The 22076-nt window shown below is 62.0% G+C and carries 19 protein-coding genes; 6 read left to right on the top strand and 13 right to left on the bottom strand.

Going from position 1 to position 22076, the window contains the following annotated elements:
- The first annotated feature begins 4 nt into the window (after positions 1-4).
- From EAH73_RS12660 to EAH73_RS23105, 3 genes are all read left to right on the top strand, one after another.
- On the top strand, positions 5-1369 hold the full coding sequence (locus EAH73_RS12660) for a RagB/SusD family nutrient uptake outer membrane protein (RefSeq protein ID WP_140467091.1): 1365 nt from the start codon (positions 5-7) through the stop codon (positions 1367-1369).
- A 158-nt stretch (positions 1370-1527) separates the two neighbouring features.
- Positions 1528-4173: a M14 family zinc carboxypeptidase gene (locus tag EAH73_RS12655; protein ID WP_140467089.1), complete on the top strand. Its 2646-nt coding sequence runs from the start codon at positions 1528-1530 to the stop codon at positions 4171-4173.
- A 205-nt stretch (positions 4174-4378) separates the two neighbouring features.
- The gene (locus EAH73_RS23105) at positions 4379-4528 is read left to right on the top strand and encodes a hypothetical protein (protein WP_161599533.1); all 150 of its coding nucleotides are present in this window, start codon (positions 4379-4381) and stop codon (positions 4526-4528) included.
- A 350-nt stretch (positions 4529-4878) separates the two neighbouring features.
- Here EAH73_RS23105 and EAH73_RS12650 read toward each other — a convergent pair whose 3' ends face one another.
- Positions 4879-5886: a DUF2931 family protein gene (locus EAH73_RS12650; RefSeq protein WP_240047231.1), complete on the bottom strand. Its 1008-nt coding sequence runs from the start codon at positions 5884-5886 to the stop codon at positions 4879-4881.
- A 158-nt stretch (positions 5887-6044) separates the two neighbouring features.
- The gene (locus tag EAH73_RS12645; protein ID WP_161599532.1) at positions 6045-7079 is read right to left on the bottom strand and encodes a DUF2931 family protein; all 1035 of its coding nucleotides are present in this window, start codon (positions 7077-7079) and stop codon (positions 6045-6047) included.
- Between the two features lie 182 nt (positions 7080-7261).
- On the opposite strand from EAH73_RS12645, the gene EAH73_RS12640 reads away from it, so the two are divergent.
- Positions 7262-7825 (top strand): hypothetical protein, encoded by a 564-nt coding sequence (locus tag EAH73_RS12640; protein ID WP_140467083.1) that lies wholly within the window; start codon positions 7262-7264, stop codon positions 7823-7825.
- Positions 7826-8150: 325 nt separating this feature from the next.
- Here the strand turns inward: EAH73_RS12640 and EAH73_RS12635 are convergent, their stop codons facing one another.
- Complete coding sequence (locus tag EAH73_RS12635; RefSeq protein ID WP_140467081.1) at positions 8151-8375, bottom strand: molybdenum ABC transporter permease; 225 nt, start codon at positions 8373-8375, stop codon at positions 8151-8153.
- Positions 8376-8705: 330 nt separating this feature from the next.
- Between EAH73_RS12635 and EAH73_RS12630 the strand changes: the two genes are divergently transcribed.
- The gene (locus tag EAH73_RS12630) at positions 8706-9959 is read left to right on the top strand and encodes a hypothetical protein (protein WP_140467710.1); all 1254 of its coding nucleotides are present in this window, start codon (positions 8706-8708) and stop codon (positions 9957-9959) included.
- Between the two features lie 103 nt (positions 9960-10062).
- Here the strand turns inward: EAH73_RS12630 and EAH73_RS12625 are convergent, their stop codons facing one another.
- From EAH73_RS12625 to EAH73_RS12615, 3 genes are read right to left on the bottom strand one after another with little or no spacing between them, the layout of a single operon-like run.
- Positions 10063-10416: a hypothetical protein gene (locus tag EAH73_RS12625; protein WP_140467079.1), complete on the bottom strand. Its 354-nt coding sequence runs from the start codon at positions 10414-10416 to the stop codon at positions 10063-10065.
- Between the two features lie 42 nt (positions 10417-10458).
- Entirely contained in the window at positions 10459-10809 is a 351-nt protein-coding gene (locus tag EAH73_RS12620) for a hypothetical protein (RefSeq protein ID WP_140467077.1), read from the bottom strand.
- Positions 10802-11167 (bottom strand): hypothetical protein, encoded by a 366-nt coding sequence (locus EAH73_RS12615; RefSeq protein ID WP_140467075.1) that lies wholly within the window; start codon positions 11165-11167, stop codon positions 10802-10804. Before EAH73_RS12615 ends, EAH73_RS12620 begins: the two co-directional genes overlap by 8 nt.
- A 319-nt stretch (positions 11168-11486) precedes the next feature.
- Here EAH73_RS12615 and EAH73_RS12610 point away from each other — a divergent pair, with 319 nt between their 5' ends.
- A complete protein-coding gene (locus EAH73_RS12610) occupies positions 11487-11861 on the top strand; it encodes a hypothetical protein (RefSeq protein ID WP_140467073.1) in 375 nt (124 codons plus the stop codon).
- A gap of 67 nt (positions 11862-11928) precedes the next feature.
- Here EAH73_RS12610 and EAH73_RS12605 read toward each other — a convergent pair whose 3' ends face one another.
- The 7 genes from EAH73_RS12605 to EAH73_RS12585 form a co-directional block, all read right to left on the bottom strand.
- Positions 11929-12255, bottom strand: a complete 327-nt coding sequence (locus EAH73_RS12605; protein ID WP_140467071.1) for a hypothetical protein — start codon at positions 12253-12255, stop codon at positions 11929-11931.
- 224 nt (positions 12256-12479) lie between these two features.
- On the bottom strand, positions 12480-12896 hold the full coding sequence (locus tag EAH73_RS12600) for a hypothetical protein (protein ID WP_140467069.1): 417 nt from the start codon (positions 12894-12896) through the stop codon (positions 12480-12482).
- Positions 12897-13201: 305 nt separating this feature from the next.
- On the bottom strand, positions 13202-13333 hold the full coding sequence (locus tag EAH73_RS23890; RefSeq protein WP_262711085.1) for a hypothetical protein: 132 nt from the start codon (positions 13331-13333) through the stop codon (positions 13202-13204).
- Positions 13334-13487: 154 nt separating this feature from the next.
- On the bottom strand, positions 13488-13637 hold the full coding sequence (locus EAH73_RS23100) for a hypothetical protein (protein ID WP_161599531.1): 150 nt from the start codon (positions 13635-13637) through the stop codon (positions 13488-13490).
- Positions 13638-14775: 1138 nt separating this feature from the next.
- Positions 14776-15627, bottom strand: a complete 852-nt coding sequence (locus tag EAH73_RS12595; protein ID WP_140467067.1) for an endonuclease/exonuclease/phosphatase family protein — start codon at positions 15625-15627, stop codon at positions 14776-14778.
- A 129-nt stretch (positions 15628-15756) separates the two neighbouring features.
- The gene (locus tag EAH73_RS12590) at positions 15757-17529 is read right to left on the bottom strand and encodes a RagB/SusD family nutrient uptake outer membrane protein (RefSeq protein WP_140467065.1); all 1773 of its coding nucleotides are present in this window, start codon (positions 17527-17529) and stop codon (positions 15757-15759) included.
- Between the two features lie 135 nt (positions 17530-17664).
- On the bottom strand, positions 17665-20922 hold the full coding sequence (locus EAH73_RS12585; RefSeq protein ID WP_140467063.1) for a SusC/RagA family TonB-linked outer membrane protein: 3258 nt from the start codon (positions 20920-20922) through the stop codon (positions 17665-17667).
- Between the last annotated feature and the right edge of the window lie 1154 nt (positions 20923-22076).

The raw sequence follows: 22076 nt of genomic DNA, 5'->3' as shown, positions 1-22076 counted from the left end.
AACCATGCTACCTACTTTTTCCGCCCGCCCGCGCTTCCTGCGGCACGCCGCGTTGCTGGGGGCCCTGGCACTCGCCAGCGGTTGCTCCAGCCTGCTCGACCCGCAGCCCGTGCAGCAGTTGGCCGACGACCGCGCCATCACCGACGCCGCCAGCGCCCGCGCCGCCACCCTGGGGGCCTACGACCGCGTGCAGAACTACTACCAGCTCGACTGGCCCACGCTGGGCTTTTTGCCCGCCGACAACGTGCGCTTCAACGGCACGCTAAACCAGTACCTGCAAATCGACCAGAACTCCCTGAGCGCGGACAACGTGGTGATTGCCGAAACCTGGACCTTCATCTACCAGGCCGTCAACGGGGCCAACAACGTCCTGGACGGCCTGCCCGGCATCAGCGACCCGCTGCTGACCGCCACCGAGAAAAACCAGCTGCTGGGCGAGGCCTACTTCATTCGGGCCCTGTCGTACTTCGACTTGGCGCGGGGCTGGGGCGGGGTGCCGCTGGTGCTCATGCCCACCCGCAGCAAGGAAAACGGCCAGGGCACCCGCCGCGCCACCCTGGCCGCCACCTACGACCAGGTGCTGGCCGACCTCACCCAGGCTGAAACCCTGCTGCCCGACGCCACCACCCGCAACCGCGCCGTGAAAGCCACCGCCCGCGGCCTGCGCGCCCGCCTGCACCTCTACCGCCAGCAGTGGCCCGACGCCGAAGCCTACGCCACGCAGGTGCTCAGCAACAGCACCTACGCCCTGGCAACGCCCTACCGGGCCTTTTCCACGGCCCCGTTCCTGACGTCGGAATCGGTGCTGGAAATCAGCTACAGCAACGCCGACGCCAACACGATGTGGAATAACTGGTTCCCGAGCGCCTTGGGCGGGCAGTACAACTTTCAGCCCGTACCGGCGGCCATCGCCCTGCTGAATAACGCCACGGTGGGCGGCGGCCGCTCGGCGCTGCTGGCCAGCACCACCATCAACGGCACGGCCGCTGTCTACGGCAACCTCTACAGCCGCGCGGCCCAGCGCGACGACCCCAGCTACGTGCTGCGGGTGGCCGAGCTGTACCTGATTCGGGCCGAGGCCCGCGCCCGTCAGGGCAAGCTCGCCGGGGCCCTATCCGACCTCAACGCCGTGCGCGCCCGCGCCGGCGTGCCCGCCAGCACCGCCACCACGGCCGCCGATTTGCTGCTGGCCATCGAAAACGAGCGCCGCGTGGAATTTGCCTTCGAGTCCGACCGCTGGTTTGACCTCGTGCGCACTGGCCGGGCCGGCGCCGTGCTGGGCGTCACGAACCCGCAAAAGTGGGTGTTCCCCATCCCGTACAACGACCTCGTGGCCGACCCCGACTTGGAGCAAAACCCCGGGTACTAATCCGCTTACTGCTGCAGACTAAAAAGAACGTCGTGCCCCGCCCGGGCGGGGGCTTCCTAATCGGGGTGGGACTTGAGGAGGGGCATTCCCGGCCGCTGCGCGCGGCACGACGGACTTTTTGCAGGCCACGCTTTCCCTACTAATAAAAACAAACGCAGATGTTGAAGCAATACCTCACCGCCGGGCTGCTCGCCGCGGGGCTGGCGGCCAGCGAGCCCGCCGGGGCCCAAAACCGCTACTTTTTTCCGGCCGCCAAAACCGAAGATTTTGACCCGGCCATCCCCACGCCCGAGCAGTTTTTGGGCTACCCAATCGGCTCGCACTACACTCGCTCTGACCAGATTGTGGCCTACTTGCGCGAGCTGGACCGGGTGAGCGACAAGGTGAGCACCCGCGTGATTGGCAAGACGTACGAGGAGCGCCCGCAACTGGTAGCCACCATCACCTCGACCGAAAACCAGCAGAGCCTGCCCCAGATCCACGAGCAGCGCCGGGGCCTCACCGACCCCAAGCTGCCCGCGCCCGCCTACGCCAAGCTGCCCGTAGTGGTGAGCCTCAACTTTGGGGTGCACGGCAACGAGAGCAGCAGCAGCGAGGCGGCCCTGCTGCTGGCCTACTACCTCACGGCCTCGCGCAGTGCCGAAACCCAGCGCTGGCTGCGCGAATCGGTGGTGACCATCGACCCGCTCGAAAACCCCGACGGCCGCGACCGCGCCAGCCACTGGTTCGACCAGAACAAGTCGTGGCCGCCCGTGACCGACCCGCTCGACCGCGAGCACACCGAGGCCTGGCCCGGCGGCCGCACCAACCACTTCTACACCGACCTCAACCGCGACTGGCTGGCGCTGGTGCACCCCGAAAGCCGCGCCCGCATGGCTTTCTACCACGAGTGGTACCCCAACGTGCTCATCGACTTCCACGAGATGGGCACCAACGGCACCTACTACTTCGAGCCCTCCAAGCCTTATAGCACCGAAAACGACTTAGTGCCGCGCTCGACCTACGAAGTGCTGAACGTACACCTGGCCAAGTACTTCGCCGGGGCCCTCGACCAGCTCGGCTCGCTATACTGGACCAAAGAACAGTTCGACAACCTCTCGCCCATCTACGGCTCCACGTACCCCGATTTTCAGGGCGGCGTGGGCGTCACGTTTGAAGTGGCCAGCTCGCGCGGGCTGGCCCAGGAGGGCGCCAACGGCGTGGTGAAATTCCCCTTCACCATCCGCAACCACGTGGCCACCGGCCTGGCCACCGTGCGCGGCGCGGTAGAGGAGAAAGATTTGTACCTGAAAGCCCAGCGCGACTTCTTCACTTCGGCCCTCACCGAAGCGCGCAAGTTCCCCACCAAAGCTTACGTGTTCGGCAGCGCCCAGGACCCCACGCTCACCAACAATCTGCTCGAAACGCTGCTGCTCCACCACGTGCAGGTGCACGAGCTGGGCCAGAACGTGACGCTTGACAAACAAAGCTTTACAAAAGGTGCGGCCTATGTGGTGCCCACCGCCCAGCCGCAGTACCGTATCGTCAACTCCCTTTTTGAGGAGCTCACGGCTTTCCACGACAGCGTGTTCTACGACGTGACGGGCTGGGCCCTATCGCACGCCTACGGCCTGCCCGTGGCCAAGCAGAAAACCGCGGCCCTGGTGAAGGGCGTGCCCCTGGGGGCCCCAAAAACGCTGGCCGGCAACGTGCTCGGCGGACAGTCGGGCTACGCCTACCTGCTGCCTTGGTCCGATTACCACGCGCCCCAGGCGCTGGTGGCCCTGCAGCAGGCCGGCGTGGTGGCCAAAGTGGCCTTCAAGCCCTTCGCCGCCGGCACCAAGGAGGGCGGCAAAACCGACTTCGGCTACGGCACGCTGGTGGTGCCGGTGGCCGTCCAGAAGCTGCCGGCCGACTCCGTGTTTCGGGTGGTGAGCCGGGTGGCGCAGCGGTCCCAGGTCACGTTCACGGGCGTGGGCACGGGCTTTAGCGTGGGCGGCATCGACCTAGGCAGCAACAACGTGCGCACCGTGCCCGAGGCCAAAGCGGCCCTGCTGGTGGGCACCGGCACCAACGCCTCGGAGGTGGGCGAAGTTTGGTTTCACGCCAGCCAGCACCTGGGCCTGCCGCTAAGTAAAATCGAGCTAAGCAACTTCGGCCGGGCCCCGCTGGGGCGCTACTCGGCGCTGGTGCTGGTGGGCGGCAGCTACACTGTCCTCGACCGCCCTGCCGTGGAGCGCTTGCGCCGCTGGGTGCAGGAAGGGGGCACGCTCATCACCATCAAAAATGCCTCGGAGTGGGCACTCAAGCAGGGCTTGGTGGCGGAGAAACTGCTCATCCCCGCTGGCAACGGCTGGGCCGATACCATGGCGGCCAAAGGGGGACCCGCCGCCCGCCGGGCCGATTTTGTGACCCAGGAGCAGGAGGGTACCCGCGCTATTGCAGGCTCCATTTACCGCGCCGACGTGGACCTGACCAACCCCATCGCGTTTGGCCTGACGAGCCGCAGCCTGTACGTGTTCCGCAACGGCACCACGTTCTTAAAGCCCAGCCGCAACCCCTACGCCACCGTGGTGCGTTACGGCGCCCAGCCGTTGGTGAGCGGCTACGCCTCAAAAGCCAACGTGCAGAAAATTGGCAATTCGGCCGCTGTGATGGTGAGCAAGCTCGGCGCCGGCCGCGTGGTGCTCTTTGCCGACGACCCAGTGTTCCGCTCTTACTGGCACGGCACCGCGCGCCTGCTCAGCAACGCCCTGCTGCTGGGGCCCCTGCTGAACGTGCCCGAGGGCGCCGTGGCCCCCACGGCCGCCGAAGAAGCCGAGTAATGCTCGCTGCTAGCCGCCGCACTGGTTGCGCAGTCGAACGGGCTTCACCCGCGTCCATCTGACAATGCTCCGGCTACTAAATCGGGGCGTTGTCAAATAAGCACGGCATTCGGGTTGCCCTCGTCCGGCTCTCTTGAGTCGCCGCTTTCGCCTAGCGCAAGCGCGCAGTAGTGATGGGTGTGGCTGGCGTAAGCGCAGGCCAAAATTGCAGGCCTTCCGCACCCGCGTACGCTTCGAGTTGGTGCTGGTCTGCCCCGATGCTCGCTCGCTCGCCGTTTACAATGCGCTGAGCCAGGTGATAGCTTCGCTGGCCCACGGCAGTGCGGTGGCCGGTAAGCGGCACCAAGCTGAGTGAGTGGTCGTGCAGGCCCTCAGCAAGTCAAGGTCGTCAAAGAGTAATAGGTCCCTAGGGTGCCAAGTGAGGTTCAAAAAAAGCGTCGGTCAGTAGGCCGGCGCTTTTTTGGTGTTAGGACTAGCCGAGGGGAGTAGGCCTTTGCTGTGCCCGAACGTGCGCGCATATCCTACAGCCGAGGCCTTGGCGGCTCAGTAATTGTATCCCCGCCGGTTATAGCTGCTTACCTACCAGAAGAGTTTATTTACAGAGAAGCTATTAAACTCTTAATTACTAATACCAATTATTCCAATAAGGGCCCGTTTAAAGGTCGCGAACCTTACTTTAATCTTAGCCAGCGGACTAGCGCGTCGTTACGGGAGGTCAAAGACCTGCACACTGGTCTTCGTCAGCGCCAGCACCTGCCCGCCGGCTCGTAGCGAGAGCGTGACCTGGCGCAGGTCTTCGTCCGGGTCTACGTAGAGCGTGACAACGGCCCGGGGATGCTGCGCGTGCAGGGCCTGGAAAGCGGCCATCGTTTGCGCTTCGTCGAAAGGCAGCACCTTGAACAAGCGCTGGCGACCGTCGGGCGCCGCCACGTAGAGCATGGCGCTCCGGGGCACGGCCTTCGGGCTGGGCGCCAGCACGAGCTGGGCCTGGGCCGCGGCGTCGGCACTGGCAGGGTCGCCGATGGCCTCGGCACTAAAAAACCCCAGGGCAAATCGAGTGAGCGTGAGCGGCCGGCTAAAGGCGAGCTGCCAGGGATAGGGCCTCAGGTAGGCATCCCATTTTTGGCTGCTGAACGCGCCCGTGGCAATCTCGTGCCGAACCTCGGCCGAGAGCGCCGCCTGGGTTTCGCGCACCGCGGCCGCCCGGTCGACGCCCGGCCGGAAGCGGGTGTAGTCGTAGGCGATTTCCTGGGCCTGGTAGCGGCCGATGAGCACCTTGTTGCTCTGCCCGGCCGAAAGCCAGACGACGACGCCCCCCGTGGGGATCACGCACACGTTGAGCGTACTGTACGTGAAGTAGCGCTGGCTTTCCCGCTCCCACAGCCCCCGCTCAAGCAGGGCGCGTAGGCGCGCCTGCGGCAGGCGGAAGTGGCCTTCGTAAAACTTGTCTTCGGGGTAGGAAAACCAGCGGATTTCCAGGCGGTCGGGCACGGCCTGGTAGTCGTCGCCCACGGCCCAATAAATGGCCGAGCCGCCCCAGTTGCCGCGCAGCAAGTGCCCGTAGGGCACGGGAAAGCTGCCCCCGTCGGGCGTGAGCAAGCGGGCCTCGTCGTAGCGGGCGGGGTAGCCGTCGGCCGTGCCGGGGGTGGCCACGAGGGCAAACTTGCCATCGGCGCGGCGGAGCTGGGCGGGGGTAGGCGGGCTAGCAGACATAGGGGGCGCCGGGGACTGCGGCTGGCCGCACCCCAGCAGGAAAGCCAGCAGCAGGCAGGGAAAAGGAAAAGAACGCATGAGCAACCGCTGGTGAACGCGCCAAGGCAAGGTAGGTGCTGCCCCGTTGATGAGGAAGGGCAACGAGCCGCAGCGGCCAGCTACTCTACCGCATAAACCACTACGGTAGATTTGTGCAACACTACCCGCTGCCAGTCATTCTGCAACACCAGGCGCGCCTGGCGCATGCTGGCATCGGTTTCCACGCCGAGGGTGAGCGGGGCTACCGGGTGCGCGGCGTGCAGCGTTTGGAACGCGGCCCGCGTTTCGGCTTCGTCCAGCGCCTTCACCTGAAGCTGCCAGTGGCGCCTGGGCCCCGCTTCGACCCGCAGCAGGAGGTTGCTGGGGACGGGTCGGCGCTGCGTCGCCAGCAGCGCCGTCGCCCGCGGCAGGGCCAGGGCCGCCGTGCGGGGGTAATTATCGGTTTCCGCATTGACGTACGAGAGGCCGTAGTCGAGCAGCCGCAGGGGCGGCCGCAAGGCGAGGCGCCAGCGGTACGTGGTGAGGCAGTCGTCCCAGCGCCGGCTGCTGAGCGTCCCGCTGCGAATCTGGGCCTGCACGGCGGCCGGCAGCCGGGCCTGCTCCTGGGCAATCATCCGGGGGCGGTTGGCCGCCGGGTTGAAGCGCTTGAAGTCAAAGTTGATTTCGCGGGCCTGGTAGCGCCCCAGCAGCACTTGGTTGCGGCCGCATAGCCACACGACAACGACCCCTTGGGGCAGCAGGCACATCGTGAGGTTGGAATAAGTAGCGTGCTGCTGCTCGTCCGTGTTCCAATAGCCTTGCCGCAGCAGCTCGTGGATGCGCCGCTGGGGCATGGCCCAGCGGCCCTGGTAAAACTTGTCTTCGGTGTACGAAAACCAGCGCACCTCTAAGCTGTCGGGCGCGGGGGCCGTGCCGTCGCTGCGCACCACCACGCTGTGCGAAAGCCCCCAATCCCCCTCCAAAAACTCCGCTCCGAAGGGGATGCTGTTGCCGTCGGAAGTAGGGAAGCGGCCCTCCTCGATTTCCATCGGGTAGCCCTCGGCGGCCGCGGGGCCGGCCACCAGCTCAAAGCGCTCCGTTTGGTAAGGCTCCAGGGCAGGCTGGCACCGGGGGAGCGCCAGTAAGACCAGTCCGCCCGTAAGCAGCGCTGGCAAGGAATAGGGTCGAAGAGGCATGCGCAACGGGCTGTGGGCCGGCAATAACGAGCCAAAATGCGCGCTTCTGCGTAGCAAGGCGCAGGGCGTGGCCCAAGTGGTGCCCAGGCGTCGTAACGTTGGTTGACGCTACGCGGGCGAACCGAGCTTCGCTTGGGGGAGCGCACTTCCCTTTTTACCCGATGCAACACCTCTCCTTCCCGGCCTTCCTCTGGCATACGGGCCTCACCGGCGAAGAGCTGTTTCAGCTCCTGGTGCTCAGTAGCGTGGCGTTGTTTGTCCTGGCCGTGCGGCGCAACTGGATTCCCTCGCCGCGCGCCCCGGCCGCCACGACGCGCTTCGAGCAGGTGATGGTTCGCCTCAGTACAGTAGGCCTCCTTGCGGTGGTCGGGTTTTTCCTCTTCACGAGCCTGCACACCCGCTACCTGCTCCGGCCGGGCGCAGGGCGCTACCTGCCGGGGGAGGTGTATGCGTATGGCCAGGCCAAAGGCGGCAAAATGTACTGGTACCGGTACCGCGTGGCTGGCGGCACGTATGAAAATCATACTTTCTGTGCTGACCGGGAGGTCTACCCGCCCCTGGGCACCCGCTACTATATTCTGTATTCGCTGGCCGAGCCGGCCGTTAGCCGCAGCACGAACATTCGGGTGCCCGATACTTTGCAATACGTGCCCTCCCTGGGGTGGGGCCGCTTACCGGCGGGAACGACCTCCTCCAGTAAAAGCACCGAGCGGAGGTCGCCGTGATGATGTAACCCCTGGCGCTAGCCTGGTTGATGCCGTCCGCCGGCTGGAGCGCGACACGCCGGTGAGGGTCCCCCAATCCGACAGCGTGGCCCACACCTACACTTAGGCCCTGGCAGGCAACTCAATGCTTACCCTGCGCCCGGTAGCCGGCGCAGCAAGCAGCCCGCCGGAACCACGGGTATTTCGGCGGCGCGTTATCAACACAGGGGCCGGGTAAGCCCGCCGCGGAGCCGCGTGTTGATGACGCGCCAGCCGATGCGGCTAGCGTGGCGTACCTGCCCTTGGGCCCGCTACCTACGTGTTTGACTGCCGCGAGCGGCCCCTGCTAGTGACGCCCGAAGAAGCCGAAGGCCGCCATAACCAGGCCCGCGATGATGAGCAAGGACCCCACCTTGCGGCCGGCGCCTTCCAGCAACCGGGTTCCGGTTGCCGCTTCGAAGGACTTAAATTCTTCCACCCCGGCCGCGTTGCGCCGGTTAAAGGCCCGGCGGTTCACCAAGTACTGCAACGCGTAGCCCAGGACGGCTAGCAGGATTCCAAAATACATCATGGCCAGGAGTAAGAAAAGGAGGACGTCACCAGGGCATAACGGCGGAGCTCCAGGGCGGGTTACCAGGGGGCAAAGCGGACCAAATGCCCCCGCTCGGCAATGGGAGCCGCGTTTTTGCCGGTCACGCCCGGCTACCTGGCCGTGGCGTTTAACTAGAAACGTGGTTTGTCGGCAGGTTTCGCAGTAGTTTGGCGGGTGGTAACCGGGCGAAGAATCGTGTCGTTCGGCGGTGTACTAGGCGACGTGGGAACTGAGTTCTCAAACCTCGCCGGGCCCCGCCGCCGTAGGCAACGGGGCTGCTCACCTACTTGGCGGCAGCTTTTTCCCGCCATGAATTACTTGCTTGTCGGCCTGTTGGTACTGACCCTTGCCGCCACGCTGCTGCTGGGCAACCACCGGGCCCGGGCGCAGCCGCCGGCGCCCGCCATCACGCCGGCCAGGGTGCCGTCCGGGCCGCTGGTGGTCAGCACGCTGGCTGGGCACCCGCTGCCGGACAGCTACGGCGATGGCCCGCGGCTAGCGGCATGGTTTTCGTCCCTGCGGGGACTGGGACTGGATGCCCACGGCAACCTGTACGTGGCCAGTTCCAGCGAAATCCGGCAGGTGACGGCTGCCGGGCAAGTGCGCACGCTGGCCGGCTCGCCACCGGCCCAGTACGTGCTGCTGCGCAACGGCTTTACCACCTACGGCGACAACAACCCGAGCATCGACGGGCGCGGCCTAGGGGCCCGCATGCTACCGAGCGGCCCGCTGGCCGTGGCCCCCGACGGTACCGTGTACTTTACCGAAACCAACGCCGTGCGCCGCCTCAGCCCCCAGGGCGAAGTGACGACGCTCGGCGGGGCCATGTGGGCTGGCAAGGCGGACGTGCCGGGCGACCACAAGGGCGGGCTGACGGGCCGGGCCCGCTTCGACCAGCCCACTGCCCTGGTGGCCGCGCCCGACGGCTCGCTCTACGTGGGCGACCGGGAGGGGCACGCCGTGCGCCGCATCTCGCCCCGGGGCCAGGTTGGCCGGCTGAGTGGCGAGTGGAAGTCCCCCATCAGCCCGCTCAGCAACGAGGGGCGCTACATATCGGCCTCGGCCGTGGCGGTGGGGCCCGACGGCGCGGTGTATGTACTGCAGGGCGCGTTGCGCCGCTACCCGGCGGGCGGCGGGCCGCCCGTGGTGCTGGCCGGCAGCGATGAAAACGACCCCGGCTACGTCGACGGGCGCGGGGCCGCCGTGCGTTTCAACCGCCCCGCCGGGCTGTGCGTGGACGCCGATGGCACCGTGTACGTGGCCGACCGGGGCAACCACCTCATCCGCCGCGCGAGCCCTGACGGGGAGGTCACGACCGTGGCCGGCCAGCCCGGCGTGCACCCGTTGCACCCGGCGGGCTTCGAAGACGTGCTGCAGCGCTATTGCCCCGACGACAACCAAAGCGGCGTGGCCCCCGGCCAGCTGGGCGACTACCACGACGGACCGGCCGTCGAGGCGCACTTCAATCACCCGGCGGCCGTGGCGCAGGGCCCGGGCGGTACGCTCTACGTGGCCGATCAGGACAATAACTGCATCCGCGTTATCCAACCGGCACGGCCGTAGCTGCTGCCAATAACGGGTAAGCGAAAAAGAGCAATTGCGTTTACCAAGGGCGCTGCCGCTCGTGGCCCGTGGACGCAAAAAGACGCCTTGCTTCGCACGTAGCTCATCGCCGCGCCGCCGCGTCAGGGGGATCCACGAAGACCAGCCAGTTGGACTGCTGGGCAGTATCGGTCCGCCAGTGGCCCAGCACGACGACGTTATTCCCCGCTCGGTACCAGCCTTCGTCCCAGCCGCCCATGTCCAGGTACAGGGCGTTGCGGGCCCCCAACGCCACCAAATCTTCGCCGAATTGCTGCATCGTCACGTCGTCCGCCAGACTTTCGACTACCGCAAATCGGTGGTCCGCCCACTCCACCAGGGCCCGGCGTTGAAAGGTGCTGCCCCCGGCCAGTTTCTGGTTCTTCCCCTGGAAGACCAGCAGTTCCTGCAGCAGCAGACTTCCGTGCCGGCGCGCCACGTTTTCCAGTTGCGCGCGGGGCGGCGCCTGGCCCCGGGGAATTTAGGCAATGGCCAGGGTGTCGCCCGTGATGGTCAGCGCGCCGTCCAGAAACCCCACGGTGGCCGTCGTTTGCCGCAGCTGGCCATTGCAGACCAGCAAGTCCAGGGGCTGGTCGGTGTCCAGGTCGGTGTACGCCGCGGCGACGCTTAACTGGGTGCGGCGGTTACCTGCATCCGGGCGATGGGTAACGACCTGCGGGGAGAGGTGCTGGGGATAGAAGAGCGCATACCCGTGCCCGCTGGGCGTGGTGCGTTGCTCGGTTCGGACCGGCTGCCCCTGCTGGCTGCACGCCAGCAGGCCGAGGGATAGCCCCAGTAGGGCAGCGCCAAGTGCGCCGCGGCTGCTACGCATGGTCCGCGTAGGCCATCGCCTGCGGCGCAAAATCAAGGGGAGCAGCCGGAGCCCACGGCACCGCGGGGGCGGTGCTCAGGCGCAGGGCGGTGTACAGGGCCGCGCTTATTTCTTGCTTAAGCGCCGGGGGCGTGCACCGCTCCCCCGCCGCTACCCGCTGCGCCAGGGCCCGCAGCGTGGCCAGCAGCACCGGCGCGCCGGGGTGCTGGCCGGCCACGTGGCCGGCTTCCGCCAGCAACTGGTCGAAGTAGTCCAGCACGCAGGCCTCGCCATCGGAGGCGCGGGCGTCCACCAGGTGTACCCGGTGGAGCCACACCTGCAGCAATTCGGCAAAGGTCAGGTCGTAAAAACGCCCCATGGAATGTGGTTATGCAAAGGTTTTTTAGGGCAATGTACAGGCACTAATGCACTGGTATACAATGTTAACCCCCTAAGCATTTTCGTTAAAACACCCGTTTGCAAAAACCCGTCCAACGGCCCCTGGGGCCCTGCAAAAGGCCGCCCGTGCTCGACCAATGAACGGTGCCTGCTGGGCATTGCAGGGCAGCGGACCGGCAACTGGGACTCCGGCCGCCCGTCCGGTCCGTCTGCCGCCGCAAAGCCCATGGCCTTCGCTTTTCCGCTTCCGCGCCGCTGCTGCAGCCCGTAGCGTTGAACCCGCCGCGCCCTTGCTTGCCATGGGCCCCATCCGCCCGCGTTCCCGTAACCGGGCCGCCGCCAACCTTTTGTTTACCGGGCTGGGCTTCTCCCTGCTGATCGTACTGCTTGAGGCGCCCGACCTGCTCCGCCGCCCGGCCGTGCTGGGCTTGCTCTTGGTGGGGTACTTGCGGCAAGCCGCCGCCGTTTGCTTCGTCCGGCGGGGCCACGCGTGGGCCAAGTACCTGGTGCTGCGCCAGTCCCGGGTCCTGGCCAGGAGCAGGGCGTACCCGGCCGTTTTCCACCACGGCCTGCGCAGCGTTGGCCGTGGCCCCTGGGCCTTGGCGCATGACGCGGTGCCGCACGGCACGCGCACCGGCGCCCTGGTACTGCTCTTTCGCACGCCGCAGCCATGAGCCGCGGCTACGCGCGCGCTGCCAGGGCATGGTTGGGGGTGCGCGGGCCGTTGCCGTCCGCACCGGTTTACGGGCCCTTGTCGCCCTTTACAAAAATCCACGTGCAGAGCCCCGCCCCGCGGGAAACCGTGCTCTTGAGCGAATAGCCTTCTTGGTAGAGCTGGGTAAACACGCGCTGGTAAGCGACGGCTTCCGCTTGGCGACTCGGCATGTTTTTGAACGCCGTCTCGCTGGTGCCCGTGGGCCGGGTCAGGCTGAGGTGGTCGTTGCTGAAGCCGCCGTTGCCCCCGGTGAAATACAGTTGCAGCACCACTACCTCCGGGCTACCCGTCTGGGCCATTGCGGGCGAAGAAGCCAGTGTTAAAAAGCAGGCCCCCAAGAAGAGTTTTTTCATGGCTCGAAAATAGGGCCCTCTCGCTGATTGACGGAGGAGTCCCGCTGCCCCGCGCGCCCCGCCCAAACCCAAGCCGTGCCGCCCCTTACTGCAACGGCCCGGGCAGTAGCTGCTCGTGCCCGTCTATTCCCTCGCCCCGCAACGATGGCTAACCAGGAGGCCCATTAATGTAAAATCCAGGCCAATGAAGCATTGGCCTGGATTTTATCAAGCGTTTGATCGGGCTATAGCTTGAATGCCTCCCGGGCCTGCTCCGCATTGGCCACCGCTTTCACGTGGTACTCCCCCGTCTCCGCCTTTCTGATCGCCACCAAAGAACCTGCGCCCGAAAGGGCGCTCGTAACGGGCAGCAGCAGGGGGACACCCTTATTCAACTTGGCGAGCGCTATTTCTGGAAACGCCGCTTCAAAGGCATTGACCGCAGATTTCAACGTTTTTCGAAGGGCTTCCAAGCTGCCATTCTTGGCGGCATAGGCCGCTTGATCCTCCTGGTAATTGGCCAATGTCTTTGGGGTGATGAAGCCATTTTCCTCCTGCAGTTCGGGCTCTTTCGGCAGCTCTTTCTTCGCCAGATTGATGGTGTCGCTGGCGCTTGCCAGGTCTGCGATTAGGGAATCGAGCTTATTTTCTTCTGGGGTCATACCGCGTAAGACTAAGGGTGAAAGGAAGGGGTAAACGTGCCGTGCTAAACCAAAGAAACGGTTCAACACCTAAAGCCATACGTGCGCACGGCCTCTCGCGTCGATGCCAACCAGCCCCGGTTATTGGCCCTGGACGAAAACGAGCGTGTTGCTGCTGGCGGGGCCAAAGGTGGTTTTCAGCGCATAGCCTTGCTGGTAGAGCTGGGCGATCCGCTATTGGTACGCCGTGGCGGCTTCGGTTTGTGCCTTAGCGGTGTAACCGGCCGTGAATGGCTGTTCCTCGATTTTGCCGTCGGGGCAAGCGATTACCCCCGCACCGTGCCCGCGCCATTTTCCTTTAGCTGCACCATCACGACGTCCGGCCCGCCCGTTTGGGCCCGGACGGGGGAAGCGGCCAACGCCACCAGGTAGGCCCCGAATAAGAAGCGTTCTTTCATGACCCCAAGGCATTGCCTTGCGCGTAATGCTTGGGGGAAGGCCGTCCCCCGCAGGGAGTTACTGCGGCGCCCGGTAGCCGGGCAGCTGCTTCACCCCGTCCAGTGTCAGCGGCCGGTACTCGGTGCCCAAGCGCTGGGTGTTGGCCGCTACGGTCTACTCAAAGCCGGCCTTTTTGCGGCGCGCGTTGACGTGGGCCGGGTCTTGGGTGGGCCAGATGATGCCCTTGCCCCCGGTGTAGGTCATCCCCTGGGTGCCGTACACCGGGGGCTGCTGCGTGTACATCAGGTGCCGGTCGAGCATCATGGCGCACAGGCGAAACGGCGACTCCCCCTGCTGGGCGGCCCGCTCGACCAGGGGCAGGTACTGGGCGATGCAGGCCGAGTGCTACAGCACGTAGAAGGGGCCCTTATCGAATTAATTTATATCGATAATCAGAATTTTATATTGCCTGCTATGAGCGCAGGGGCGCGGTCTTAATTTAGCCATCATTACACCCCACACCAATTATCCAAGCTTTCGCAATGGCTGATTTCACTGGCATTCCAAAAAACGGCAGCCAAAGAATACCCCCAAAACCCGCTCTTTTGCCTCCCTTGAGCCCTCACTACAGGCCCCATTATTCGGTCGTGGCGGTTGCAAGAGTCCGCGGCGACGCCTGCGCAAAGCCACTTGCGACTGGGAGGGCACAAGCACCCCGACCGTAAAGCTGTTGCCTGGATGCTTTTGTAGCCAACGCGACGACTTGCTGCACGGGGGCAAGACTTCTACACCAGCCACAAACCGCTCAAAATGATTTAGTTTACTGTTGTCATTTTGAGAATGAGCCTTGTCGCAGCTTTGCCGTCAGGTGCTGGTGCAGACGCAAAAAGCCCGGCTACCGCACGGTAACCGGGCTTGCACGGACCCTTGGCAACGGCTTCTTATTGAACCGTGAGCCGCAGGGCCTGCGTGCCAGCGCGTACGATGTAGACGCCGCTTTGCCCAGGCGGCAGGGCCAGTGCCGCCGTGCCACCCGCATCGGCCGTGGTCGCGAGCACTACCCGGCCCACCGCACCGAGCACCGTTACGGGCGCCCCAGCCGCCGCCCCGGTGCCCTCGCCTTCGGTCTTCACTCGTCGGTCTTTCTTAGAGAGTAAAGAGTATGTATTACAAAGTGACGGCGTACTATCTGTATGAGGTTACGCCGTTCTGCAGCAATGTCATAAGCAACTATGTTAAGACTGTCTGCCGGCTCATTTGATTAGCTTTCTCGCTTCTCATTATTGATTACTTAATGCCCTCTTATGCTGTAGCGTTGCGCTACGGGAAAGTGAGTACAGGACAAGTTATCCTTCCCACCTTGCTACTGTTATTTATTTATGAACTTGAAGCGATAATGATTGGCTATTCGCGCTGATGGCCCTTCTGCTTGACTGGAAATACCCGTTTCGACCACTTCAGGTTACTTCTTGGTGGCGTAGCGTACCTCAATCGCCACTGGGTAATGGTCAGACGGCGTTTTACCACCGCCATACGTATCAGTTAAAATGCCGTAGCGGGTGGGAGCAAAAGTTGAGGTTAAAAAGATGTGGTCGATACGCGCATCCGTTTTACGTGCAGCGTCAAAGCCATTAAAGGTCCCATTGGGTGCGTACACTACCTTGGCCGTCGTATAGGCATCTTTCAACAAGCCCGAGGTGTTCAACAGCGTATAGCTTTCGTTGCGCTGGTCCACATTTAAGTCGCCGCTCAGAATGACGGGCGCGGTACCGGCCATTTCCTTTACCTTGGCCAAAATCAGCTTCGCGCTCTCTCGCCGGGCCTCCACGCCGCGGTGGTCGAAGTGGGTATTAAACATGTAAAAGGTGAAGCCCGTGGCTTTGTCCTGAAATTGGCCCCAGGTGCAAATGCGGGGTAGGGCAGCATCCCAGCCCTTAGTGGGCGCAGTAGTCGTGGGAGCCAGCCAGAAGGTGCCCTGCTTCAGCAACTTGTACTTGTCTTTTTTGTAGAAAATGGCCGAAAATTCCCCCGCTTGCTTGCCGTCGTCGCGACCCACCCCGATATATTCATAGCCAGGGAGCTTCACCGTCATATCCAGTAATTGATTGTAAAGCACTTCCTGCGTACCAAATAAATCAAAATCCTGAAATTTAATGAGGTCAGTGAGGTAGGGCACCCGCTTGAGCCAAGCGTTGGCCGTGTCTTGCTTGTTGTCGTAGCGAATGTTATAGGTAGCTAACCGCATCGTTTGAGCCGACAAGTTTGCCGCCCCAAAGAGTAGAAAAATCGCGGTACTAAAGAGCTTTTTGCGCATGTAAAAGAAGGGTGTTTAAAGGTGAAGATCTGCTGGTGAGGCTCCATGCCAGGTCCTTTTCCTGCTGGAGCGGGAGGGAGTGCTACACCCGAAAGGCCGGCACTAGCCACCCTAGGTAGGAGTGCCACCCTACCAGCCAGGGTTTTGTCCGAGCTTCGGATTGATGAGGCGGTCGGTTTCGGGGATAGGGTAGAGGTAGTACTTCTCCTCCCATTTGCGGGGCACGTTGTTCAGCCAGATGATTTCGCCCGAGGTGCCGTTGCTGAGCTGTTGTGGGTTGACGCCGCCGCTGATGGTGGGCGCCACATTCACGTAAGTCACCCCAGCCGGCCGGGTAGCGGGTAGCGCAGTGTAGAAAGCTACGTCTAGCACGCCGTCTTCGTTTAAATCGAGCGGTTGGTTGAGGGCGGGCACGTAGAAGCCGTTCCACGGCATTTCCATCAGCTCGCCCCGCCGCCAGCGCACGAGGTCGTAGAAGCGAAAGCCTTCCAGGACTAGCTCAATGCCCCGCTCCCGGCGCACTTCCAGCAAGGTAGGGTCGGAGATGCCAGGAAAGTACTTGCTTTGTAGGTAAGGGTCGGCCACGGTGGGCTTGGCAGCGAGGCCGCTCGTAATGCCGGCGCGCTGCCGCAGGGCTCCCACAGTCTTGGCCCAATCGGCGTCAGTAAGGGTGCCTAACTCGGTTTTGGCCTCGGCGTAGTTGAGCAGCACCTCGGCGTAGCGCATAATGGAGATAGAGTTAATGTTGCGGCTGCCCCCGTCATAGTAAGTGTCGTCGAGCGTCCACTTGATGGGCTGGTAGCCGGTGTACGTATAGGAAAACACCGGCGGGGCTGCTTCCAGTGCGCCACCATTCAGGCGCTTGTAGTCGCTCATTCGAATGGTTTGCTGCAAGCGTCGGTCGCGGCCTTTCACTTCCTGGGCAAAAGTTAGCGTTTGGTAGCCCAGCTTATTGGTGAAGGGTGTGCCGTCCTGGTTCAGGTACGTGTTCACGAACGTGCGAATTAGGCTAACGCGTGAACCGTAGGTAGCGCTGGTCCACCACCAGTTGGCGTCGTTGTACACGCTCAGGGCTGGATCGGCTACGGCCGCTAGGATAATCTCCGACGCTACCGGTGCTTGACTGGTGAAGAGCTGGCGATACGAAGTACTGGGGCCGCCAGTTGTATTCAGGCTGAAGCCTCCGGTAGTCATCACCACGTTGGCGGCTGAAGCAGCTTCATTTAACCAGGTAGCGGCGCTGCTACCTAAATTATAGCTGGTTTGGTACTTCCGAAACGTACCCTCAAACAAGCACACCCTGGATTTGAAAGCGTACGCGGTTTGCTTCGTAATAAGACTGCGGCTATTATCGGCGGTTGCGGTGATGTTGGCGCAGGCAAAGTTCAAGTCGGCGAGCACCGAGTCCATGACCAGGGTGCGGGGGTCGCGGTTACTATAAAGCGATGGGTCGTCCACGGCGAGCGGATTGCCAACCCACGGCACATCCCCGAAGCGCTTCACTTTGTCGAAGTAAAACCAGGCCCGGAAGAACCGCGCTAGGCCGAGGTAATTGCTACGCACTGCTGGCGAAATAGCCGGATTGTTACAGTTGGCAATGAAGTAGTTGATATTGCGCAGCTGCGTCCAGTCCCAGCCGCTGCTCTGGCGGGCGCTAAAGGCACCGGGCCGCAAAAAATCGGGTACTTGCGTGCGGGCGGCGTAATCGGCCATGGCGTCGCCTTGGTGAATATCATTGCCGGTGGGCAGCCCATTGTAAAAGGAGTTGGCGTAGAGCTGCAGCCCGTTTTCGCTGCTGAAAACAGCCTCCCCGGTTACGGTGGCCTGCGGCTCCTGGTCTAATTTTTCGCAGCTAGCCAACCCAATGCTAAGTAAAACGAGCCAACCTAGGTATCGCTTCATAATGAGATAAGTCAATGTTGGTGTGTGAGTTTCACCCCCAGTCCTTTTCTATGTAACGGGAGCAAAGCAGCCGTCTGGCCTAGCTCTTCTGAAATGCATTGTTTCCCGCAGTAAGGGGGGAGGGGAAACCGTTCGTTAGAATGTTGCCGATAGGCCGAGCGTGACGCTGCGCAGGATGGGGTAGTTGTTGCCGTTGCCGCTGCTGTTGCTGTTGGGGTCGGTGCTGTTGGGCGGACTCAGCAGTGCGTCCGAGCGCCACACGCTTTCTACGTCGAGGTCCCGCGTGATTCGGTAGAGTGGCGACCACGACCACAGGTTCTCACCCGATAGGTACACCCGCGCCGCGGTCAGTTTCGCCTTACTCGCGAACGCTACCGGCAGGGCATAACCCAACTGGATGTTTTTCAGTCGGATGTAGGCTACATTTTGCAAATACCTCGTCTGCGTCTGGGTGAGCTCACCGGCCCCATTTTGGGCTACGTAGCCGCGGTAGCGCGGGAAGTAAGCGTTCGGATTATCTTCCGACCAAATGTTGCCGAGCTGCGACTCCGGCACCTTGTTGTACGGACGGTTGTACTGCCCCCAGAACGTGCCCGCTTCCGCGCCCGGATACCAGTCTTGGTGGCCCACCCCCTGGAAGAAGACCGAGAAAAAGAAGTTGTTCCAGCTCACATCGGCGGCGGCGCCATAAGTGTACCGCGGCAGCGAATTGCCAATGACGCGGCGGTCGCCGGGGCTGGCCACGGTATTGTCACCGTTATTAATCACGCCATCCCCGTTCGTATCCTGGAATTTGATATCGCCCGGCAGCAGTTTGCCACCGGTAGATGCGCGAAACAGGGCCTGCGAAGGCGCGCTGTTAATCTGGTCCGGCGACGTAAAGAAGCCATCGGTCGCATAGCCCCAGATTTCCCCTACTTGCTGCCCTTCGTAGTAATCACTAAGGCGCTTGTCCGGGTTATTGTACTTGGTAATGCGCGCCGTATAATCGGCCAGGGTGAGGCGGACGCCGTAGGTCAGGGGTTTGCCCCCTAGGTGCAGGTCGTCGCGCCAGTTTAGGGCCACTTCCCAGCCTTTGGTTTTAAGGTCGGCGTAGTTGCCCTTTGGCACGGCCGTTCCAAACACGGCCGGCAGCGTTAACCCCACCGTGAACATGTCGGTGGTATTGCGAATGTAGCCATCTGCGTTCAGCGTCAAGCGGTTGTTCAGCATGCTCAGGTCCAGGCCTAAGTCCTGCGTAGTCGACGTTTCCCACGTCAGCCCATTGGGAATAACGCCGGGCTGCGTCGTGTACTGAGGCCGCACGCCGTTCAGCACCCGCCCCGACTGCGTGATGGCAAACTGCTCCTGAAAAGCGTAGGAACCGATGTTGCCATTGCCCAGCGACCCGTACGAGCCGCGGAGCTTCAGCTCCGAAATCAGGTTGGGCGAGAGTTTCCAGAACGATTCGTTGGAAATGCGCCAGCCGGCCGAAAAGGAGGGAAAGTAGGCGAACCGTTGAGTGGACGGAAACTTCGACGAGCCATCGTACCGGCCGCTGGCTTCCACCAGGTAGCGGTCCTTAAAGGAGTAATTCAGGCGGTAGAAGCCCCCCAGGATGTTCCACCGCTCCCAACTGCCCAGCGTTGAAATCGACTGCCCTAAGGCCAGGTTGATGTTCTGAGCATCGGGAAAAATCAGGCCGTTGCGCTGGGTCTGTTGCCCTTGGTAGGTCGACTGCTCATAGTTGTAGCCCGCCATGGCCTTGAAGTAGTGCACCTGCCGGAAGCGATTTTCGTACTCGCCGTAGAGGTTGGCCGCCAGGTAGCGCGTTTGGCCAAAGCCGCGCAATAGGTCGTTGGTGTTGGTGCCCACGTACTCGATCACGCCGGGTTTGCGGCTGTAGGGCACTGGCACCCGCGTCTGGGTGCGGTCGTTGTCGGTGTTGCGGAACGTGAAGTTGCCGTTGAGACGGAATTTATCCTGGAAAAAGTGGGCCAGGAAGGCCGTCGTGTTGCGGGTCACGCGCTCATCCAGGTCGATGCCGTTCTTGCCGTACCAAAAGTCGCCCACGGTGTACGCTGCGGAGTAGGTAAGCGTGCCATCGGGGTTGAACATGGGCGCCACCGTGTGGCCCTCGTCGGCAATGTTGCGCCAGATGCCGCCGCCCTCACCCACATTCAGTGGGTTGTGGTAGCGCATGCTGGAGTAATCAGTGTTGTTGTCGACGCGCAGCCACGGGAACACGTCAATAGAACCCTTCGCCCGGAAGTTGTACATCCGATAGTCATCGGAATTGTAGCGAAAGAGGCCGCCCTGCCCAAAGTAGCGTCCCGTCACGTAGAAGCTAGCCTTGCCACTGCTGCCCGAAAGCGACAAATTGTGCTCAGTGGCACTAGTGCGCTTCTTGTACAATTCCTGGTACCAGTCGGTGTTGTCGTAGTACACGTATTCCCCAGCGGCATTTACCTCCACCTTCGGCAGGCTTGGGTCTTCGGAGCGGCGTTTCAACTCAGCCAGGTAATCCGGCGAAAACTTCACCGTTTTGTTGATGTTCTGGGGCGTCTGCGAGTAGTCGTTCCACGCCGACCACGCCTCATTAAACATGCTGGCAAACTGGTAGCCGTTTGTCACGAACTTCGGTACTGCCGTGGGGCTCTTCAACGACTGGTTGAAGGAGTACGTGAGGCTAGTTTTCTCTTTCGTTGGGGTTTTGGTCGTGATCAGCACCACGCCAAACGCGCCGCGTGCTCCGTAAATAGCGGCTGCCGACGCGTCCTTCAGCACGGTCACGGTGGCCACGTCGTTTGGGTTGATGCGGCTCGGGTCGCCCTCTACCCCGTCGATGAGCACCAGCGCGTTGCCGCCCTGCCCGATAGAAGTGGTACCCCGAATGTTATACGCCGGCGATTGGATTGGTTTACCGTCGCCGGGCACTAGGTTTAGGTTGGGCAACACGCCCTGCAGCCCCTGCGTAAGGTTTGGTACGGAGCGGTTTTCCAGCACTTTCGAGGTTACCTGGTCAACGGCGCCGGTCAGGTTGGCCTTCTTCTGGGTGCCGTAGCCCACCACCACTACCTCGTCTAGTGCTTTGCTATCCGGCGCCAGCGTCACATCGATAGCAGTCCGCTGATCGAGAGCCACTTCCTGCGACTTATACCCTAAAAAGGAAATAACTAACGTGGTAGCGCCGGTAGGCGCTTGCAAGCTATACTTCCCTTCTCCATCCGTGACGGCGCCCGCTGAGGTGCCCTTCGCTACGATGGTTACACCCGGTAAGCCTTCGCCAGCCGTATCCGTAATTCGGCCCGTAATTGGCCGAACTTGTTGTGAAAATGCCGCTACACTGTAACATATTGCTACCGGTGTAAGCAAACTCCGTTGCCAAGTACTAGCGCGAGTAAATGTTTTCATGCATTTGCCAAATTGTTTAATGAAAAGCAATAGGAAAAAAGCAAGCACACAGAGCTACCAGTCGCTAGTAATTACCGCGGGTTGAAGGTGGTGCCGGAAAGAAGTTTGGTAGTAAGCAAATACTATTTGCTTATCATTAAGGAGGAAATCAACCCTCTTACAGTGCTATTTGGTCTTAAGCCTGTACAAATATACCTGCCTGATTTATGGTTTATTTGACATTAACTAAACTTCATAAATTGGTATTTTTTCTATTACAATTCATTCTTATTTTCATAACGTATGGTGCTTTCAAAATGAATTGAAAACCTTTTATTCGGCGTATAAAAAAATAAAAAGTGTGTAAGAGTCGAGTAAAAAAGTTGCCCTCCCGCCTAGTTCCTTCAATAAGCTACGCATAGGTTTAGCTCACGTAGTTGCGTCCGCACTGCGAGGCTGCTGCCTCTGCTATCAGAGGCTTTCCTGCTACACGCTGCGCACTAAAAAGCTCAGTACGAGCCGTACAAGTCCTGCGCGAGGGCCGTAGGGTTTGATCAATGTACAAGATGGCCGCCAGCGTCTGGTTGAGGTTTCGGAGTTGGCTCACGGTTACTTCGCAGAGGTTGGGGTTGGGAGCGGTCAGCACCACTGCAAGGCCGCACGTTTCCCCGGCCAGTAACGTGACGGGCGGGCTGGCAGCTTTGTGCCCGAGTGCGCCACGCTATACTTGGTAGCTCCCAGCCGTGAGCCCCCGTAAGCCAAAACTGCTCGGGTGCACTTATAAGCGTGCCACCGGGCTGGCTCACTACTGCCATGCGCACACCCGCCAGTGGTAAGCCTGAGAGCAAACTTGAGAGCAAGTCCATCACAGTGCTGCGCAGAGTGGTTACGTGTTGGCCAATTGCTGGCCGCCCGAAAGTTAACATCCCCAGTAAGCTGCCAATTAGCCGCGCAGCCAGTACCGCTTGCCTGGGAAGACGCATGATAAGGCAGTTGCCTCCTTATTTAGTTGCCTGCCCATTGGGGGACAATGGCCATCAATCGTAGGCACTCCCCAGCGTGGGCTTCGAACGGCTAGTCTGCCGCTCAGCTTTTGCACATTAATGACTGCTAGCTCCACTACCTTCAGCCTAACCGCACTTAGCTCGCACGCCAGTCTGCATCGCCAGGTTACG

This window comes from Hymenobacter nivis, assembly GCF_006439025.1.
GTDB classification, from domain to species: domain Bacteria; phylum Bacteroidota; class Bacteroidia; order Cytophagales; family Hymenobacteraceae; genus Hymenobacter; species Hymenobacter nivis_A.
The sequence above is the reverse complement of the archived record's forward strand: the minus strand, read 5'-3'. Positions and strand labels throughout refer to the sequence as shown.

Coding starts and splice junctions, on each gene's coding strand:
- EAH73_RS12650 (WP_240047231.1), bottom strand. CDS start 5,886: ATGTCTGCTAGCCCGCCTACCCCCGCCCAGCTCCGCCGCGCCGATGGC.
- EAH73_RS23890 (WP_262711085.1), bottom strand. CDS start 13,333: ATGAAAGAACGCTTCTTATTCGGGGCCTACCTGGTGGCGTTGGCCGCT.
- EAH73_RS12660 (WP_140467091.1), top strand. CDS start 5: ATGCTACCTACTTTTTCCGCCCGCCCGCGCTTCCTGCGGCACGCCGCG.
- EAH73_RS12620 (WP_140467077.1), bottom strand. CDS start 10,809: ATGCGTAGCAGCCGCGGCGCACTTGGCGCTGCCCTACTGGGGCTATCC.
- EAH73_RS12585 (WP_140467063.1), bottom strand. CDS start 20,922: ATGAAAACATTTACTCGCGCTAGTACTTGGCAACGGAGTTTGCTTACA.
- EAH73_RS12630 (WP_140467710.1), top strand. CDS start 8,706: ATGAATTACTTGCTTGTCGGCCTGTTGGTACTGACCCTTGCCGCCACG.
- EAH73_RS23100 (WP_161599531.1), bottom strand. CDS start 13,637: ATGATGCTCGACCGGCACCTGATGTACACGCAGCAGCCCCCGGTGTAC.
- EAH73_RS12655 (WP_140467089.1), top strand. CDS start 1,528: ATGTTGAAGCAATACCTCACCGCCGGGCTGCTCGCCGCGGGGCTGGCG.
- EAH73_RS12605 (WP_140467071.1), bottom strand. CDS start 12,255: ATGAAAAAACTCTTCTTGGGGGCCTGCTTTTTAACACTGGCTTCTTCG.
- EAH73_RS12615 (WP_140467075.1), bottom strand. CDS start 11,167: ATGGGGCGTTTTTACGACCTGACCTTTGCCGAATTGCTGCAGGTGTGG.
- EAH73_RS12595 (WP_140467067.1), bottom strand. CDS start 15,627: ATGCGCAAAAAGCTCTTTAGTACCGCGATTTTTCTACTCTTTGGGGCG.
- EAH73_RS12610 (WP_140467073.1), top strand. CDS start 11,487: ATGGGCCCCATCCGCCCGCGTTCCCGTAACCGGGCCGCCGCCAACCTT.
- EAH73_RS12590 (WP_140467065.1), bottom strand. CDS start 17,529: ATGAAGCGATACCTAGGTTGGCTCGTTTTACTTAGCATTGGGTTGGCT.
- EAH73_RS12640 (WP_140467083.1), top strand. CDS start 7,262: ATGCAACACCTCTCCTTCCCGGCCTTCCTCTGGCATACGGGCCTCACC.
- EAH73_RS12600 (WP_140467069.1), bottom strand. CDS start 12,896: ATGACCCCAGAAGAAAATAAGCTCGATTCCCTAATCGCAGACCTGGCA.
- EAH73_RS12635 (WP_140467081.1), bottom strand. CDS start 8,375: ATGATGTATTTTGGAATCCTGCTAGCCGTCCTGGGCTACGCGTTGCAG.